15 protein-coding genes are annotated in these 16,241 nt (G+C 71.2%); 4 read left to right on the forward strand and 11 right to left on the reverse strand.

All coding sequences use genetic code 11. The annotated features are described in order from the left end of the window. Positions 1–7: 7 nt before the first annotated feature. The 4 genes from ABIC30_RS16645 to ABIC30_RS16660 all read right to left on the reverse strand — a co-directional run bounded on the left by ABIC30_RS16645 (position 8) and on the right by ABIC30_RS16660 (position 3,557). Positions 8–409 (reverse strand): PTS sugar transporter subunit IIA, encoded by a 402-nt coding sequence (locus ABIC30_RS16645; RefSeq protein ID WP_010682249.1) that lies wholly within the window; start codon positions 407–409, stop codon positions 8–10. Between the two features lie 174 nt (positions 410–583). After that, on the reverse strand, positions 584–1,024 hold the full coding sequence (locus ABIC30_RS16650) for an HPr kinase/phosphorylase (RefSeq protein ID WP_020094605.1): 441 nt from the start codon (positions 1,022–1,024) through the stop codon (positions 584–586). Further along, entirely contained in the window at positions 1,024–2,778 is a 1,755-nt protein-coding gene (locus ABIC30_RS16655) for a sensor histidine kinase (RefSeq protein ID WP_419149864.1), read from the reverse strand. The genes ABIC30_RS16650 and ABIC30_RS16655 overlap by 1 nt, the downstream gene beginning before the upstream one ends. 68 nt (positions 2,779–2,846) lie before the next feature. Next, positions 2,847–3,557 carry a response regulator transcription factor gene (locus ABIC30_RS16660; protein ID WP_020094607.1) on the reverse strand — a complete coding sequence of 237 codons (711 nt, stop codon included), beginning with the start codon at positions 3,555–3,557 and terminating at the stop codon, positions 2,847–2,849. A gap of 313 nt (positions 3,558–3,870) precedes the next feature. On the opposite strand from ABIC30_RS16660, the gene ABIC30_RS16665 reads away from it, so the two are divergent. From ABIC30_RS16665 to lepA, 3 genes are all read left to right on the forward strand, one after another. Beyond that, positions 3,871–4,656, forward strand: coding sequence for a HugZ family pyridoxamine 5'-phosphate oxidase (locus ABIC30_RS16665; protein WP_020094608.1), 786 nt, complete (start codon positions 3,871–3,873; stop codon positions 4,654–4,656). Between the two features lie 61 nt (positions 4,657–4,717). After that, positions 4,718–4,918: a hypothetical protein gene (locus tag ABIC30_RS16670; protein ID WP_010682254.1), complete on the forward strand. Its 201-nt coding sequence runs from the start codon at positions 4,718–4,720 to the stop codon at positions 4,916–4,918. 225 nt (positions 4,919–5,143) lie between these two features. Next, a complete protein-coding gene (gene lepA, locus ABIC30_RS16675; protein ID WP_026605171.1) occupies positions 5,144–6,946 on the forward strand; it encodes a translation elongation factor 4 in 1,803 nt (600 codons plus the stop codon). Positions 6,947–7,053: 107 nt separating this feature from the next. Here the strand turns inward: lepA and ABIC30_RS16680 are convergent, their stop codons facing one another. From ABIC30_RS16680 to ABIC30_RS16690, 3 genes are all read right to left on the reverse strand, one after another. Continuing rightward, positions 7,054–7,371 (reverse strand): c-type cytochrome, encoded by a 318-nt coding sequence (locus tag ABIC30_RS16680; protein ID WP_020094610.1) that lies wholly within the window; start codon positions 7,369–7,371, stop codon positions 7,054–7,056. 148 nt (positions 7,372–7,519) lie between these two features. After that, entirely contained in the window at positions 7,520–8,803 is a 1,284-nt protein-coding gene (locus tag ABIC30_RS16685) for a PQQ-dependent sugar dehydrogenase (protein ID WP_020094611.1), read from the reverse strand. Between the two features lie 268 nt (positions 8,804–9,071). Beyond that, positions 9,072–10,574 (reverse strand): NAD(P)/FAD-dependent oxidoreductase, encoded by a 1,503-nt coding sequence (locus ABIC30_RS16690; RefSeq protein WP_020094612.1) that lies wholly within the window; start codon positions 10,572–10,574, stop codon positions 9,072–9,074. Positions 10,575–10,782: 208 nt separating this feature from the next. Here ABIC30_RS16690 and ABIC30_RS16695 point away from each other — a divergent pair, with 208 nt between their 5' ends. Then, a complete protein-coding gene (locus ABIC30_RS16695; RefSeq protein WP_020094613.1) occupies positions 10,783–12,567 on the forward strand; it encodes a hypothetical protein in 1,785 nt (594 codons plus the stop codon). Positions 12,568–12,570: 3 nt separating this feature from the next. Here ABIC30_RS16695 and ABIC30_RS16700 read toward each other — a convergent pair whose 3' ends face one another. From ABIC30_RS16700 to trpD, 4 genes are read right to left on the reverse strand one after another with little or no spacing between them, the layout of a single operon-like run. Beyond that, complete coding sequence (locus ABIC30_RS16700; protein WP_020094614.1) at positions 12,571–13,800, reverse strand: molybdopterin molybdotransferase MoeA; 1,230 nt, start codon at positions 13,798–13,800, stop codon at positions 12,571–12,573. After that, complete coding sequence (moaC, locus tag ABIC30_RS16705; protein ID WP_020094615.1) at positions 13,797–14,288, reverse strand: cyclic pyranopterin monophosphate synthase MoaC; 492 nt, start codon at positions 14,286–14,288, stop codon at positions 13,797–13,799. The genes ABIC30_RS16700 and moaC overlap by 4 nt, the downstream gene beginning before the upstream one ends. Before the next feature lie 3 nt (positions 14,289–14,291). Beyond that, positions 14,292–15,179, reverse strand: a complete 888-nt coding sequence (trpC, locus tag ABIC30_RS16710) for an indole-3-glycerol phosphate synthase TrpC (protein WP_020094616.1) — start codon at positions 15,177–15,179, stop codon at positions 14,292–14,294. Continuing rightward, positions 15,176–16,213, reverse strand: a complete 1,038-nt coding sequence (gene trpD / locus ABIC30_RS16715) for an anthranilate phosphoribosyltransferase (protein WP_020094617.1) — start codon at positions 16,211–16,213, stop codon at positions 15,176–15,178. Before trpD ends, trpC begins: the two co-directional genes overlap by 4 nt. Between the last annotated feature and the right edge of the window lie 28 nt (positions 16,214–16,241).

The raw sequence follows: 16,241 nt of genomic DNA on the forward strand, positions 1-16,241 counted from the left end.
CGGAGAACTACTTGCCCGCCAGGACGCGCGAAGCGACGTTGATGTATTTGCGGCCGGCTTCCTGCGCGTGCAGCACGGCGTCGCCGAGCTTCTCCTCGTCGCGGACGCTGGCCAGCTTGATCAGCATCGGCAGGTTGATCCCCGCCACGACCTCCACCGATCCGCCGTTCATGCAGGACAGCGCGAGGTTCGACGGCGTGCCCCCGAACATGTCGGTCAGCACCACCACACCGTCCCCGGTATTCACGCGACAGACCGCGGACATGATGTCCCGGCGTCGCAGCTCCATATCGTCCTCCGGCCCGATCGTGATCGTTTCGATCTGATCCTGTGGACCGACCACGTGCTCCAGCGCGGCCTTGAACTCGGTCGCCAGGAGTCCGTGGGTGACGAGCACCATGCCAATCATCGACACGTGTTCCAACGTCCTGTGTGTGCCGCCATGTTGTGCATCGCACAGCCCCCCACAAGGCGATCGCGACTTTTTTGCCCGGACATTGGTGCGATCATGCCACGGCCGCCGCGTGTGCGCCATGGGGGATACCAGTCTTGGGCGAATCGAGGCGCCTGTGCGGCTGCGAAGTCACGGCCGTGGCTTTCGCAGCGCCGCACGAACCAGGAGCGGTGCGAGGCCGGCCGCCCGCGCACCCCGATCGAGGACGAGGCGCGGAACGGCGAGGCCGAGGATGTCGGCGGGTTCCGGCGGCTCGGGCAGGCGCGGTGCCGTCTCCACCAGGTCGACGGCGAGATGCAGCACCGCCTCCGGCCGCACCGCCAGGCCGAGATCGGCCGCCGACAGGATCCCCTGGCCGCGGACCTCGACACGTCCGGCGAGCGCGGGATGGGGACCGGCCGTGATTCGCCCGTCGCGAATCGCGCAGAGCACCCGGTCGTCCGCCACGAAGGCGCCGTCCGGCGCGGCGGCGAGCAGGAGCGCGAGGCTGGACTTGCCCGCGCCCGAGGGACCCCGAATCAGGATCCCGGCCCCGCACAGCGCGATGCAGGCGCCGTGCAGGGTGACCATCAGGCGTGGAGCTGCCGCGGCGCCGCCGGCAGGCGCACGATGAAGCGGGCGCCGCGCACCGTCGGCTCGCCGTCCTCGTCGGGGGCGCCGGGCCGGTTCTCGGCGCGGATCGTGCCGCGATGGGCCTGGACGATCTGGCGGGAGATCGACAGGCCGAGGCCGGAGTTCTGGCCGAAACCCTGCTCCGGCCGGTCGGTGTAGAAGCGCTCGAAGATCCGCTCCAGGGCGTGCTCCGGGATGCCAGGTCCCTCGTCCTCGCAGATCATCTCGACCTCCCCGCGCACGCGGCGCAGCACGACCCGGACCTTCGCGTCGGTCGGCGAGAACGAGCGGGCGTTGTCGAGGAGATTGTTGACCACCTGCCCGAGCCGGCTGTCGTGGCCGATGATCGTGAACGGCGCGTCCTGCTCCGAGCCCGTCGCCTCGACGTCGAGCTGGATCAGGCAATCCTTCGGGCGCCGGCGCTCGTTGGCGACCGACACGACGGTGGTGAGCAGCCGCCGGAGATCGACGCGCCGGGCCTCGGCGCGGGCGAGCTCCGCGTCGAGGCGCGAGGCGTCGGCGATGTCGCTGATCAGACGGTCGAGGCGCTTCACGTCGTGCTGGATGATCGCCATCAGCCGGCCACGGGACTCGTCGGTCTTGGCGAGCGGCAGTGTCTCGACCGCGCTGCGGAGCGAGGTCAGCGGGTTCTTCAACTCGTGGCTGACATCCGCCGCAAAACTCTCGATCGCGTCGATTCGCCGGTAGAGGGCCTGAGTCATGTCGCGCAGGGCGCCCGACAGGTGGCCGATCTCGTCCGTACGTTCGGTGAAGTCCGGGATCTCCTCGCGGGTCTTGATACCCATGCGGACCTTCTCGGCGGCCTCCGCGAGGCGGCGGACCGGTCCCGCGATCGCACCCGCCAGCAGGAACGAGAGCACCACCATCACCGCCGAGGCGACGAGGAAGACCTGCAGCAGACCGAACCGCTCCGAAGCGATGACCCGGTCGATGGCGTCGCCCTGAGTCGAGATCAAGAGGGCGCCGCGGACCGAGCCCGCCCGGTGGATCGGCACCGCCACCGAGACGGTGGTCTCACCGAGCTTGTTCCGGCGCACGAGGCTGCCGCGATTGCCGCCGAGCGCCGCCTGGACCTCCCGGAGCGAGTGCCCGTTCACCGGCCCCGTCTCCTCGGTGGTCTCGGACCGGCTGCGGAACAGGCCGCCGAGCTTGGACTGTACCGCCTCGAAGGCGGATTCGAGGATGCCGGGCTTGTGGGGCTTCGGCTCGAGCGGGTCGGGCCGGCTGGCATCGCCGCGCTTGAACAGGGTGCGGGTGTCGAACAGGAGGCCGCCCTCTTGGTCGTAGACCCGGGCGCGGTTGCCCGTCGGCGTCACGAGGCGCGACAGCAGCGGCGCCACCTTCTCGGGGTTCAGCGAGAAGGCGAGCGGCTGCGATTCCTCCTCCGCCGCCTCGCCGGCCTGCTGCTGGAGCAGCTTGTCGGGATCGATGCGGATCGTGTCGGTGTCCACCGAGGCCGAGGCGGCGATCGCCCCCGCGATGATCTCGCCCTGGATGGCGAGGCTCTGGATCCGGGCCTGGATCAGGCCCTGGCGGAACTGGTTGAGGTAGAGGAACCCAACGAGGAGCGCGATCAGCCCGACGAGGTTGAGGACGACGATGCGGCGCGTCAGGCTCGACGAGGCGCGCTGGCCGACCGCCTCCCACACGGCGCGGGGCCAGCCGAGCGGTCGGGACAGGGTCTGGGCCAGGGAGGCGCGGGGCGGGGCATCCTCGGTCTGGGTCTGGGTACGTGCGGCCACGGGGCTGATCCTGGAGATCACGCCTCCTTGAAGCGGTAGCCGACGCCGTAGAGCGTCTCGATCATGTCGAAGCTCTGGTCGGTGACCTTGAACTTCTTCCGCAACCGCTTGATGTGGCTGTCGATGGTCCGGTCATCGACGTAGACTTGGTCGTCGTAGGCCGCGTCCATGAGCGCGTTGCGGCTCTTCACGACGCCGGGGCGCTGGGCGAGCGCCTGGAGGATCAGGAACTCCGTGACCGTCAGCGTCACCGGCTCGCCCTTCCACGTGCAGGTGTGCCGCTCGGGATCCATCATCAGCGCGCCGCGCTCGAGCGACCGGGCCGCGACCTCGGCCTCGCCGCGGGGCGTGCTGCCGGGGGCCTCCTTGGCGAAGCGCCGGAGCACCGCCTTCACCCGCTCCACCAGCAGGCGCTGCGAGAACGGCTTATGGATGAAGTCGTCCGCGCCCATCTTGAGGCCGAACAGCTCGTCGATCTCCTCGTCCTTCGACGTCAGAAAGATCACGGGAAGGTCAGATTTCTGCCGCAGGCGTCGGAGAAGCTCCATCCCGTCCATGCGCGGCATCTTGATGTCGAAGATCGCGAGATCGGGCGGGGAGTGGCGCAGACCGTCCAGCGCGGAGGCCCCGTCCGTGTAGGTCTGGATGCGGTAGCCTTCGGTCTCCAGCGCGATCGACACAGAGGTGAGGATGTTCCGGTCGTCGTCGACGAGGGCGATGGTCGGCATGCGCGGTCCCTGACTGAACGGGCTCAGGCGCGGTCCCGGCTCTTCGCACAGGCCGCGCCACGTCCCGGCCCCGAGGGGGCAGACAAAAACGCGAACCGGGCAGTTTGGGCGCAGCCCGGCACACGCAAAGGGACAGGTGCTTTAGTACGGCCGATCGGAAAAAGCGAGCGGCGGTCATAGCTTGGCCGTAACACGGGAGCGCACCGGTCCTTCCGCGGCCGATCTGACGCGGTCGCGGTGCCTCGCGCCGCCGACGCTGCGCCGCTAACGTGGCGGCGAAACCGGGCGGCTGTCCGGAGGGGAGGAATCGCGCATGGGCGAGACGATCGACACGGGTCCCGGGGCGGGCGGACCGGCCCGTCCGCTGCCGGCCGAGGCGGCGCCGTTCGACGCGATCGGCCTGGCGCGCACGCTCCTGCGCAGCGTCCGGTCCGGGGCGCTCGCGACCCTGGAGCCGGACGGCACACCCTTCGCCTCCCTCGTCACCATCGCCACCGACGCGGACGGCACGCCGGTGATGCTGCTGTCGCGGCTGTCGGCCCACACCCGCAACCTGCTGGCCGACCCGCGCTGCTCGCTCCTGTTCTCGCAGGGCGGCAAGGGCGACCCGCTCGCCCATCCCCGCCTGACCGTGGTCGGACGCGCTCTGCAGACCGCCGAGGCGCGGGCCCGGGAGCGGTTCCTGGCCCGGCACCCGAAGGCCAAGCTCTACGCCGATTTCCCGGATTTCGGCTTCTTCGCCCTGGCGCCGGAGGCCGGCCACCTCAATGGCGGCTTCGCCAAGGCCGCGACCCTGACCCGCGACCAGCTCCTCCTCGACCTCTCGGATGCGCAGGCGATCGTGGCGGGCGAGCGCGGCGCCGTCGAGCACATGAACGCCGACCACGCCGACGCGCTGGCGCTCTACGCCGCCGGCGCCGGCGGCGCGGCCGACCTGCCCTGGCGACTCACCGGCCTCGACCCCGAGGGCATGGACCTGATGGCGGCCGACCGCACGGTGCGCGTCCCCTATCCGGAGCGCGTCACCGACATGGGTGCGCTGCGCAAAAGCCTCGTTGCCATGGCCGCGCGGGCGCGCGCGACCGGTGCGGACGCGTAAACGCGCAAGGACTTGGCGATCAGGCATGGCGAAAGGTCGCTGACCGCCCCATATCGGCCCCATGAGCGATACCCAGACAGATACCTACCCCTTCAGCCTCGACGTGGAGCCGGTCGGCGAGAGCGGCTCCCTGTTCCAGTGGAGCATCCGCAAGCACGGCAAGCTGCACCAGCGCTCGGACCGGAAGCATCCGACCGAGGCCAAGGCGCGCTCCCACGGCGAGGCCGAGATCGAGCGACTGATCCGCGACCGCGGTCGCTGAGCCGGATCGCTCCTCGGCGCCAGACACGATCGTGACCCGGGGGCCGGCTCGTTCCGGCCCCCGTTCGCTTGCGTGCGATCACCGACCGGGCCCGCTCTCCCCCCGGGCGCTCAGGCCGCGCTTGGCGCCTTCCCGCCGCGCTGCTATCTCGCGCGGGAGCCGCTCCATCCGAACACGTCCTGACGTCAGACGGTGCGCGCCGGCGCGCGCCCGAACGGAATGCCGATGACAGCCCCGATCGACACCATCCGCAACTTCTCGATCGTCGCGCATATCGACCACGGCAAATCGACCTTGGCCGACCGGCTGATCCAGGCCACTGGCACGGTCGCGCTCCGCGACATGAGCGAGCAGATGCTCGACTCGATGGACCTCGAGAAGGAGCGCGGCATCACCATCAAGGCGCAGACCGTGCGCCTGGAGTACAAGGCCCAGGACGGCAAGGACTACGTCCTGAACCTGATGGACACGCCCGGCCACGTGGACTTCGCCTACGAGGTCTCGCGCTCGCTCGCCGCCTGCGAGGGCTCGCTCCTGGTGGTCGACGCCTCGCAGGGCGTCGAGGCGCAGACGCTCGCCAACGTCTACCAGGCGCTCGACGCCAACCACGAGATCGTCCCGGTCCTCAACAAGGTCGACCTGCCCGCCGCCGAGCCGGACCGGGTCAAGGAGCAGATCGAGGAGGTGATCGGCCTCGACGCCTCCGACGCCGTGCCGATCTCGGCCAAGACCGGCCTCAACATCGAGGCGGTGCTGGAGGCGATCGTCACCCGCCTGCCGCCGCCGAAGGGCAGGAGCGACGCGCCTCTGAAGGCGCTGCTCGTGGACAGCTGGTACGACGCCTATCTCGGCGTCGTCGTGCTGGTGCGGATCATCGACGGCACACTCAAGAAGGGCATGACCATCCGCATGATGGGCGCCGACGCCGTCTACGGCGTCGACCGGATCGGCGTGTTCCGGCCGAAGATGGCCGACATCGACGCGCTGGGACCGGGCGAGGTCGGCTTCTTCACCGGCTCGATCAAGGAGGTGGCCGACACCCGCGTCGGCGACACGATCACCGAGGACAAGCGCCAGACCACCGAGATGCTGCCGGGCTTCAAGGAGGTCCAGGCGGTGGTGTTCTGCGGCCTGTTCCCGGTGGACGCGGCCGAGTTCGAGAACCTGCGCTCCGCCATGGGCAAGCTCCGGCTCAACGACGCCTCGTTCTCCTACGAGATGGAGACGTCGGCGGCGCTGGGCTTCGGGTTCCGCTGCGGCTTCCTCGGGCTCCTGCACCTGGAGATCATCCAGGAGCGGCTGGAGCGCGAGTTCAACCTCGACCTGATCTCCACGGCGCCCTCGGTGGTCTACCACCTGAAGATGCGCGACGGCGAGACCAAGGAGCTGCACAACCCGGCCGACATGCCGGACATCATGAAGATCGAGACGATCGAGGAGCCGTGGATCCGCGCCACGATCCTGACGCCCGACGAGTATCTCGGCGGCGTGCTGAAGCTCTGCCAGGACCGCCGCGGCGTGCAGATCGACCTCAACTACGTCGGCAAGCGCGCCATGGTGGTCTACGACCTGCCGCTGAACGAGGTCGTCTTCGACTTCTACGACCGGCTGAAGTCGATCTCGAAGGGCTACGCCTCGTTCGACTACCACGTGTCGGATTACCGCGAGGGCGACCTCGTGAAGATGTCGATCCTGGTGAATGCCGAGCCGGTGGACGCCCTCTCGATGCTGGTCCACCGCACCCGCGCCGAGTCGCGCGGCCGGGCCATGTGCGAGAAGCTGAAGGACCTGATCCCCCGCCACCTGTTCCAGATCCCCGTCCAGGCGGCGATCGGCGGCAAGATCATCGCCCGCGAGACCATCCGGGCGCTGTCGAAGGACGTCACCGCCAAGTGTTACGGCGGCGACATCTCGCGCAAGCGCAAGCTTCTCGACAAGCAGAAGGAAGGCAAGAAGAAGATGCGCCAGTTCGGGCGCGTCGAGATCCCCCAGGAGGCGTTCATCGCCGCCCTGAAGATGGACGATTGATCCACCGTGTCTTTGCGAGCGGAGCGAAGCAAACCAGGTGCGCGACGCTCGTCAATGGCCCGCCGCCCTGGGTTGTTTCGCTGCGCTCGCAATGACGGTGGTGCCGCTTACCCCGGCGGCAGCACGTCGATCTGGATGCCCGCGTAGTACGCCGCCAGATTGGCGATGTCGGCGTCCGACAGCTCCTTCGCGACCACGTTCATGATCTCGTTCTGCCGCTTGCCGTCGCGGTACTCGGTGAGCGCTTTCACGAGGTAGGGCTCGACCTGCCCGGCGAGGTTCGGCGCCTCCGGCAGCTTCGAGAGCCCGTCCATGCCGTGGCAGGTCTGGCAAGCGGTCGCGCGCTTCTTGCCTGCGGCCGCGTCGCCGGCCTGCGCCGAGAGCGGGACGAGGGTGGCGGCGAGGAGGAGAAGCGGGCGGATCATCGGGCGGGCTCGAACTCTGAGATCAGTGAAGACTTGTCCGCTCGCGTCGGAACGGGACGCGCGCCCTCTCCCGCACGTCAGAGAGGGCGCGTTGCGGCTTTCCGCGACCTGGCGCCTCACGAGCGGAGAGGCGCCAGGTCACAAAAGACTACTTCTCGTAGGAGATCCGGTAGATCGCCCCGGCGGAATCGTCCGAGACCAGCAGCGAGCCGTCGAGCATCACCGCGACGTCCACCGGGCGGCCGAGATACTCGCCGTCGCCGGTGAGCCACCCTTCCGCGAACGGCTTGACCGACTCGACCTTCCCGTCGGCCCCGAGCTTGGCGAACATCACCCGGGCGCCCACCGGCTCGGTGCGGTTCCACGAGCCGTGCTCGGCGATGAAGATCCCGCCCTTGTAGGCGGCCGGGAACTGCTTGCCGTTGTAGAAGGTCATGCCGAGATCGGCCGCGTGCGGCGGCAGCTCGGCCTGCGGGGCGACGGCGTCGGCCGGCGGGGTCTGGTCCTTGTACTCGACCGTGCGGACCGAGCCGCCACCGAACCACGGGAAGCCGAAATTCTCGCCCGCCTTGGTGGAGCGGTTCAGTTCGCCCGGCGGCTTGTCGTCGCCCATGCCGTCGACCTGGTTGTCGGTGAACCACAGCGACTTGTCGGTATTGAAATCCATCCCGACGGAGTTGCGGATGCCGGTCGCGTAGACCTCGCGGTTCTTGCCGTCGGCGTCGATGCGGATGATGCCGCCGATGCCAGTCTTCTTGTAGAGGTCCGCCTTCTCGGCGGGCGGCACGTTGTAGGGCTGGCCGAGCGCGATGTAGGTCTTGCCGTCCGGACCGACCCGGCAGACGCGGGCCGTGTGGTTGAAGCTCTCCTCGGAGGCCGGGATCAGCTGTCCCTGCTTGACCAGCACGCCGGCGGCGACGTCCGGGTTCTCGTAGAAGAACTCGGCGGCCGGGAAGGCCAGGACGCGGTTCTGCTCGACCACGGTGAGCACGCCGTCCTTCGAGAAGCAGACGCCGTTCGGGATCTTGAACGTGATGCCCGGCGCGAAGGGGCGGACCTCGTCGGCGACCCGGTCCTTGTCGCGGTCGGTGACCGTGTAGATCTTGCTCTTGCGCGTGCCGACGAAAAGCACCCCGGCATTGGGACCGACCGCGATGGCGCGGGCGTCCGGCACCACCGCGTACAGGTCGATCTTGAAGCCGTCCGGCAGCTTGATCTTCGACAGGTTCTTGCGGATCGCGTCGGGGCGGCGGCCGGTCTGCGGGATCTCCGCGGCGGCCTGGGTGTCGGTGCTGTGGAAGCCCTGGAGCTTCTCGAGGTCGTCGGTCTTGGCCTTGGTCTCGGCAGGGGCCGCACCCTGCGCCAGGGCGGGGAGCACCGCCGCCGGCATGGCCACGCCCGCGAAGAGCGCGGCGAGAAGCAGAGATCGCATCGATAGAATCCTCCCGGCGGCCCTTGGACCAGGGCATTACCGGGAAGGAACGATAGGGGCGCCGCAGAGACCGGCAAGCCGCGCCGGTGACGCGGCAGGAGCCCTGTCGCTGTCCGCGGGGTTTCCGATCGTCACCTCAGTGGGGTCGCACCCTCCGTCATCGCGAGCGAAGCGAAGCGACCCAGGGCAGCGCGACTTCGAGGCGCTCAGCGCCGCCCTGGATTGCTTCGCTTCGCTCGCAAAGACGGGAGGCCGACCGGAACTGGCCTCAGGCCACCTTGCGCGGCACGAGGCGCTCGCTGCCCAGGGCGACGTCGGCCCCGGACACGCCGGACTCGGTGTACTCGGCGTCCTCGTTCACCCGCCAGACGTCGTGCCGACGCCGGCCGCAGAGGATGTTCTCCACGGTCAGCATCGCGGTCATCATCGCGTGGTCCTGATTGTTGTACTTGTGCATGCCGTTGCGGCCCACGAGGTGCAGGCTCGGGAAATCCCGCTCCAGCTCCCGCCGCACGGTGACGACGTGGCCGGCATACTCCTCGTCGTAGACCGGGTAGGCCTTCGGCTGGCGGACCACGCAGGCATCGACGACGTCGGCCGGGTCGATCAGGCCGATCTGACCGATCTCGCGCTTGGCGAGCTCCACCAGCTCCGAATCGTCGGCGTTCCAGAGGCCGTCGCCCTCGAAGCAGAAATACTCCAGGCCCAAGCAGGTGTGGTCCGCGTCCGGCACCATCTCGGGCGACCAGGAGCGGAAATTCTGCACCCGGCCGACCTTCACCGACGGGTCGTGGATGTAGATCCAGTTGTCCGGGAAGTTCTTGTCCGACTTGGCGATGAGCGCCACCGTCAGGAAGTCGCGGTACTTCAGCGCCCGGGCGTTGAAGGTGCTGAGCGGCCGCGGGCGGATGGCGTCGACGAGCTCGCGGACCGGCGCGGACGAGACGACGTTGCGGGCCGTGAAGGTCTCGCGGCTGCCGTCCGAGCGGCGGGCCGCCACCGTCCAGATGCCGGTTCCGGCATCGTAGCTGAGGGAGTCGACGCCGCGGTCGAGCTTCAGCTGCCCGCCCTGGGCGCGGATCTTGGCGGCTGCCGCCTCCCACATCATGCCGGGGCCGCGGCGGGGATAGCGGAACGACTCGATCAGAGTCTTGATGACGGGGCCGCCGGCCTTCGGCGCCTTGCGCAGGCCCAGCGACCGCTTGATGCCGTCGCGGATCGCCGCGCCGAGGTCGAGCCCCTTGATGCGCTGCGCCGCCCAGTCGGCCGAGATCGCGTCGCACGACATGCCCCACACCTTCTCGGTGTAGGTCTTGAAGAAGATCGAGAACAGGCGCTCGCCGAACTGGTTGCGGACCCAGGCGTGGAAGGTCTTGGGCTCCGCCACCGGCCGCAGGCGGGCGTAGAGGTAAGAGGCGACGCAGGCCGCGCTGGTGAGGATCCCGAGGTTGCGCAGAGCCTCGAAGGCCTTCAGCGGGTAGGCGTAGTAGCGCCCGCGATAGTAGATCCGCGACAGGCGCGGGCGCTCGATGAAGTCGTCGGGGAGGATCTCGTCCCAGAGATCGACCACGGCCTGGGACTTCGAGAAGAACCGGTGGCCGCCGATGTCGAACAGGTAGCCGTTGTGCGAGACGGTGCGCGAGATCCCGCCGACCTGCGCCGGATCCCGCTCCAGGACGGTGACGGAGCGGCCCTTCTTCGACAGCAGGTAGGCGGCAGTCAGACCCGCAGGCCCGGCGCCGATCACCAGCGTCTCGGTGTGGTGGCTCATCCCATGCTCCGGCGATTGGTGCGGCGCGCGACGCGCAGGACGCCGACCGGTCGCCAGGATGCCCGGTCGTGGTTAAGGAATCGCTGGCGCCGCGGGGCCGGATCGACGGCCGGGCCGCGCGTCCGGTGCCCTTTGACCGCGCGTTAAGCGGAACCGCGCGAGCATGCCGGCGAGGGCATCGACCGCCCGCCCGGGTGATCCACCAAACATGCCGGCTCCGGCGCTACCCCTCTCCCGACCGCGCGGGCGGATCGAGGCCCGCACGCTGCTGTGGATCCTCGCCGCCCTGTGCATCGCGACGATGAACGCGCCCCACGCGGTTTGGGAAACCGTCCAGCACCTGCGCGTCCCGGATACCGACGACGCGATGCGCCTCGTGGAAGTCCGCGACCTGCTGGCCGGCCAGGGCTGGTACGACAACGTCCAGTACCGATTCCTGCCCCCGGGCGGCGTGCCGAGCCACTGGTCGCGCCTCGTCGACGCGCCGATCGCCGGCCTGATCCTGGCGCTCACGCCCCTGACGGGCTCCGCGCTCGCCGAGGGCCTGACGGCGGCACTCTGGCCCGTGCTGCTCTTCGGGCTCTACGGCTGGCTCCTGTATCGCGGCGTCCGGCACAGCTTCGGCAGCCGTGCCGCGCTCCTGGCCCTGATCGCGGCCACGCAGACCTTCGGTGTGACGATCCAGTTCCAGGCGGGGCGGGTGGACCACCACAATCTGCAGATTCTCTCGATCCTCGGTCTCGCCTTCTGCATGATCCGCGGCGGCCTGCGACCCGGCCTGATCGGCGGGATCCTGGCGGCCGTGTCGCTGGCGATCGGGCTCGAGGGCCTGCCCTTCGTCGCGCTGGCGGCCCTCTTCCTCACGGGCGACTGGTGCCTGCGCGGACGGCCCGCGCTGGCGTCGCTCGCGGGCTTCGGCCTGGGTCTCGGCCTCGCCGCCCCCGCGCTGTTCGCCGTCCAGACGGCCCCCTCGCTCTGGGGTGTCTCCCACTGCGACGCGCTCTCGCCACCCTGGCTCTGGCTCACCCTGGGCGGCCTCGCCCTCGCCGCGATCGCCGCCGCCGCGGGCGAGCGCCTCGCGACGGTCCCGGCGCGCCTCGCCCTGGCGGGCCTCGCGGGCAGCGTCCTGCTGGCCGGGTTCGCCGCCGCCTTCCCGTCCTGCCTCGGCGGCCCGTTCCCCGACATGCCGCCGCTGGTGCGGATCCACTGGCTGCTCACGGTCAACGAGATGGCGCCGCTGGCGAAGTTCGTGGCCCGCGGCCAGTGGGAGGCGCTGGTCTTCTACCCGGTCGTGATCCTCGCGAGCCTCACGGCCGCCGGGATGGCGTGGCGCGGCCCCGAACGCCGGGCCTGGTCGGTGGTCGCGCTGTTCCTGTGGCCGGGGCTGATCCTCGGCGTCGCGCAGTTCCGCGGACTCTACATCGTCTCCGGCTTCGTGCCGCTGGTGGCGGGCGTGGTCCTCGACCGCGCGCTGGCACGGGCAGCCCTGCCGGCCGGGGCGCGGCGCTGGCCCGTCGCGCTCCTCGGCGCCGCGATGGTCAGCAGCCTCTGGATGATCCCGGCGCTCCTGGCGGAGACCCTCGCGCCCGGCCTGCGCACCGCGCCCGACGCGGCCGAGACCAATGCCTGCCTCGGCGACACCGCGGTCCGCCCCCTGGCGCACCTGCCGGAAGGCACCGTGCTCGCCCCGATCTTCATGGGGCCGTCGATCCTCCTCCGCACCCCGCACAGCATCGTCGCCGCGCCCTATCACCGGGCCATTCCCGGCCTCACGGCGGCGATCGAGGGGCTGGGCGGCACCGAGGCCGACCTCGACCGGGTGCTGACGGCGTTCGACGTCCGCTACCTCGTCGCCTGCCCGGCCCGGCCGGCCGAGGACCTTCAGGCGGAGACGGCGTTCGCCACGCGGCTCGCCGCGGGCACGGCCGGGAGCGCGCGCCTCGTGCCGCTGGACGTGCCCGGTCCCCTCAAGGTCTGGCGCGTCGCGCCCTGACGATCAGAGCAGGCGCCGATCGAGGCGGATGATCCGGCAGGGATCGCCGGCGCGCGCGGCCGGCGCGTGCGGGGCGCGGATCAGCAGGGCTTCGGACCGTCCGAGGACGGCGAGCATCGACGAGTCCTGACGCCGCTCGGCGGTCGCGACCGGTAGACGGTCGGGCTCGAGGGCGAGGCTCGCCCGCATGTAGTCGGCCCGGCCGTCATTCTCCGGCATGTCGCGGCCGAGCGTCGCCGGCTCGCTCCGGTCGGCACCGGCCCGCGGATCACCCTGGAGCGCGCGGATGGCGGGCACCACGAACAGGAGCCCGCACACGATGGACGAGACCGGGTTGCCCGGCAGCCCGATGACCAGCATGTCGCCGAGGCGGCCGTGCATCAGCGGCTTGCCCGGCCGGAGGGCGACCCGCCAGAAGCCGAGCTCCAACCCCTCCTTGGCGAGCGCGGCCTGAACCAGATCGTGGTCGCCGACGGAGGCGCCTCCGAGGGTGATCAGCAGGTCGGCGCGCGCCGCGCGGGCGCGACGGAACGCGTCCGCCAGGGCGTCGTGGTCGTCCCCCGCGATGCCGAGATCGACGATGTCGGCGCCCGCCTCGGCGGCGAGGGCACCGAGCGCGAGGCTGTTGGAGGCGACGATCTGGTCCCAGCCGGGCGTCGCGCCCGCCTCCACCAGCTCGTCACCGGTGGCGAGGATCGCGACGCGCGGCCGGCGGCGGACCGGGAGGCGCGGGTGACCGGCCGCCGCGGCAAGCGCCAGCCGCCGCGCATCGAGGCTCATGCCGGCCGGGATCAGAGTCTCGCCGGCGGTGAAGTCGAGGCCGGCCCGGCGGATGAACCGCGCCGGCTCCACGGGCTCCAGGACGCGCACCGCGCCCGCCTCGGCGGCGGCGTTCTCCTGGATCAGGATCGCGTCCGCGCCCTCCGGCACCGGCGCCCCGGTGAAGATCCGGACCGCCTCGCCCGGGCCGATGCGGCCGGAGAAGCCGTGACCGGCCGCGCTGGCGCCGATCAGCCGCAGGATCGCCCCGACCTCCCCGGCGTCGGCGCCGCGCACGGCGTAGCCGTCCATGGCGGAGGCCGGGAACGGCGGCTGGGTCCGTGAGGCGACGACGTCCGCGGCGAGCGTCCGGCCGCAGGCCTGCGCCAGCGGGACGGTCTCCGGCTCGACCGGCGCGGTGACGCTCGCGAGCACCCGCGCCAGCGCCTCGGCGACCGGGATCAGGCCGCTCATTCCGCCGGGGCCCGGTAGGTGCCCGAGCGGCCCCCGTCCTTGGCGGTCAGCCGGATCCCCTCGATCCGCATGCCGCGATCGACCGCCTTCACCATGTCGTAGACCGTCAGGCAGGCCACCGAGACGGCGGTCAGCGCCTCCATCTCGACGCCGGTCGGGCCCTGGACCCGGACCTCGGCGGCGATGCGCAGGCCCGGGAGCGCGTCGTCGGGCTCGCACTCGACCCGCACCTTCGACAGCAGCAGCGGGTGGCAGAGCGGGATCAGCTCGTGGGTGCGCTTGGCCGCCATGATGCCGGCGAGCCGGGCCGTGCCGATCACGTCGCCCTTCTTGGCGTCGCCCTCGCGGATCAGGGCCAGGGTCTCCGGCTTCATCACGATCTGGCCTTCCGCCCGGGCCGTCCGGTCGGTGGCGGGCTTGTCGGTGACGTCGACCATGTTGGCCGCGCCGCTGGTGTCGAGATGGGTCAGCGTCGAGCCCGGCCGCATGCCTTACGCCTTCTTCCGCGGCTTGCCGCCCTTGGCCTCCGCGGCGCCGAACAGCAGGGCGTGGGCCGCCTCCGCGACGTCCGGCTGCCGCATCAGGCTCTCGCCGACCAGCACCACGCCGAGGCCGTTGTCCCGCAGCCGGACCACGTCGGCGTGGTCGCCGATCCCGCTCTCGGCCACGGCGATCCGGTCCGCCGGGATCCCCGGCGCCAGTCGGATCGCGGTCTCGAACGAGACCTCGAAGGTCTTGAGGTTGCGGTTGTTGATGCCGATCAGCGCCGTGCCGAGGGGGATGGCCCGCGCCAGCTCGGCCTCGTCGTGCACCTCGACCAGGACGTCCATCCCGAGGAGGTGCGCCGTCTCGACCAGGGCGACGGCCTCGTCGTCGTCGAGGCAGGCCATGATGACCAGGATGCAGTCGGCACCCCAGGCCCGGGCCTCGTAGACCTGATAGGGCTCGAACAGGAAATCCTTGCGCAGGACGGGCAACGCGCAGGCGGCGCGCGCCGCCGTCAGGTACTCCGGCCGCCCCTGGAACGAGGGCTCGTCGGTCAGCACCGACAGGCAGGTGGCGCCGCCGGCCTCGTAGGCGGCGGCGAGGCTTGCCGGGTCGAAATCGGCGCGGATCAGGCCCTTCGAGGGCGAGGCCTTCTTCACCTCGGCGATGAGCGCCGGGCGGTCCGCGCCGAGATGGCTCCGGATCGCCGCCGCGAAGCCGCGCACCGGCTCCGCCTGCGCGACCTTCCGCTCCAGCTTGGCGAGCGGCACCCGCAGCTTCGCCTCGGCGATCTCGCGGCGCTTGTAGGCCTCGATGCGGGCGAGGACGTTCGGCCGCTCGGTCGGCGTCCCGGCGCCGGTCTCCGGGGTCGCCTCGTGCGTCAGCGAGCTCATCGGCCCTCCTGCCCGTTGGAGTGGTCGTTCGAGGCCCGGACGAGGCGGGCGAGCGTCGCCCGGGCGGCCCCGGAATCGACGGCATCCTGCGCCTGCGCGACGCCGTCCGCCAGGGCCTGCGCGGCCCCCGCGACCACGAGCGCCGCCCCCGCGTTGAGGACCGCGATGTCCCGGTAGGCGTTCCGCGCACCCGCCAGGACGGCCTCCAGGGACCGCGCGTTGTCGGCCGGGTCGCCGCCGCGCAGCTCCTCGGGCGCGCGCAGCGCCAGACCGAGGTCGCGCGGGTCGATGGTGAAGTGGGACAGCCGCCCCTCGTCGAGGGCGACCACCCGCGTCGGGCCCGTGACGGTGATCTCGTCGAGCCCGTCGGACCCGTGGACGGTCCAGACCCGGCGGCTGCCGAGCTCGGCCAGGACCCGCGTCAGCGGCTCCGCGAGGGCCTCCTGGGCGACGCCGAAGAGCTGATAGCCGACGCCGGCCGGGTTGCTCAGCGGCCCCAGCAGGTTGAAGATCGTCCGCACGGGCAGTTCGGACCGGACCGCCGCGACGTGGCGCATGGCCGGGTGGTGGGCCTGCGCGAACAGGAAGCAGAGGCCCGCCTCGGCGAGGCAGCGGGCCTGCGCGGCGGGGTCGAGCCCGAGCCGCACGCCCAGGGCCGCGAGCACGTCGGCGGCGCCGGAGCGCGAGGTCGCCGCCCGGTTCCCGTGCTTGGCCACCGGCACGCCGCAGGCGGCCACGACGATCGCCGCCAGAGTGGAGACGTTGACGCTGCCGGAATGGTCGCCGCCGGTGCCGACGACGTCGACGGCGTTCGCGGGCGCCGCGACGCGGGTCATGCGCGCCCGCATGGCCTCGGCGGCGCCGACGATCTCCTCGACGGTCTCGCCGCGCACCTTGAGGGCGGTCAGGAAGGCGCCGGCCTGGACCGGCGTGACCTCGCCCGACAGCAGGTCGTCGAAGGCGGCGCGGGCCTCGGCGCGGTCGAGGGTGAGGCCCCCGGCGACCTTCGCGAGATGGGGTCTGAAGCTGTCCATGGGTTCTTACGGAGGGCCGCCCCGGCCC

Origin of the sequence: Methylobacterium sp. 1030 (assembly GCF_040544715.1) — a bacterium.
Lineage (GTDB): Bacteria > Pseudomonadota > Alphaproteobacteria > Rhizobiales > Beijerinckiaceae > Methylobacterium.

Excerpts from the sequence above, each read along its gene's own strand:
- ABIC30_RS16680 (WP_020094610.1), bottom strand. The coding sequence starts at position 7,371 with ATGATCCGCCCGCTTCTCCTCCTCGCCGCCACCCTCGTCCCGCTCTCG.
- ABIC30_RS16700 (WP_020094614.1), bottom strand. The coding sequence starts at position 13,800 with ATGAGCGGCCTGATCCCGGTCGCCGAGGCGCTGGCGCGGGTGCTCGCG.
- ABIC30_RS16665 (WP_020094608.1), top strand. The coding sequence starts at position 3,871 with ATGGGCGAGACGATCGACACGGGTCCCGGGGCGGGCGGACCGGCCCGT.
- trpC (WP_020094616.1), bottom strand. The coding sequence starts at position 15,179 with ATGAGCTCGCTGACGCACGAGGCGACCCCGGAGACCGGCGCCGGGACG.
- moaC (WP_020094615.1), bottom strand. The coding sequence starts at position 14,288 with ATGCGGCCGGGCTCGACGCTGACCCATCTCGACACCAGCGGCGCGGCC.
- ABIC30_RS16685 (WP_020094611.1), bottom strand. The coding sequence starts at position 8,803 with ATGCGATCTCTGCTTCTCGCCGCGCTCTTCGCGGGCGTGGCCATGCCG.
- ABIC30_RS16670 (WP_010682254.1), top strand. The coding sequence starts at position 4,718 with ATGAGCGATACCCAGACAGATACCTACCCCTTCAGCCTCGACGTGGAG.
- ABIC30_RS16650 (WP_020094605.1), bottom strand. The coding sequence starts at position 1,024 with ATGGTCACCCTGCACGGCGCCTGCATCGCGCTGTGCGGGGCCGGGATC.
- trpD (WP_020094617.1), bottom strand. The coding sequence starts at position 16,213 with ATGGACAGCTTCAGACCCCATCTCGCGAAGGTCGCCGGGGGCCTCACC.
- ABIC30_RS16690 (WP_020094612.1), bottom strand. The coding sequence starts at position 10,574 with ATGAGCCACCACACCGAGACGCTGGTGATCGGCGCCGGGCCTGCGGGT.
- ABIC30_RS16695 (WP_020094613.1), top strand. The coding sequence starts at position 10,783 with ATGCCGGCTCCGGCGCTACCCCTCTCCCGACCGCGCGGGCGGATCGAG.
- ABIC30_RS16645 (WP_010682249.1), bottom strand. The coding sequence starts at position 409 with ATGATTGGCATGGTGCTCGTCACCCACGGACTCCTGGCGACCGAGTTC.
- ABIC30_RS16660 (WP_020094607.1), bottom strand. The coding sequence starts at position 3,557 with ATGCCGACCATCGCCCTCGTCGACGACGACCGGAACATCCTCACCTCT.
- lepA (WP_026605171.1), top strand. The coding sequence starts at position 5,144 with ATGACAGCCCCGATCGACACCATCCGCAACTTCTCGATCGTCGCGCAT.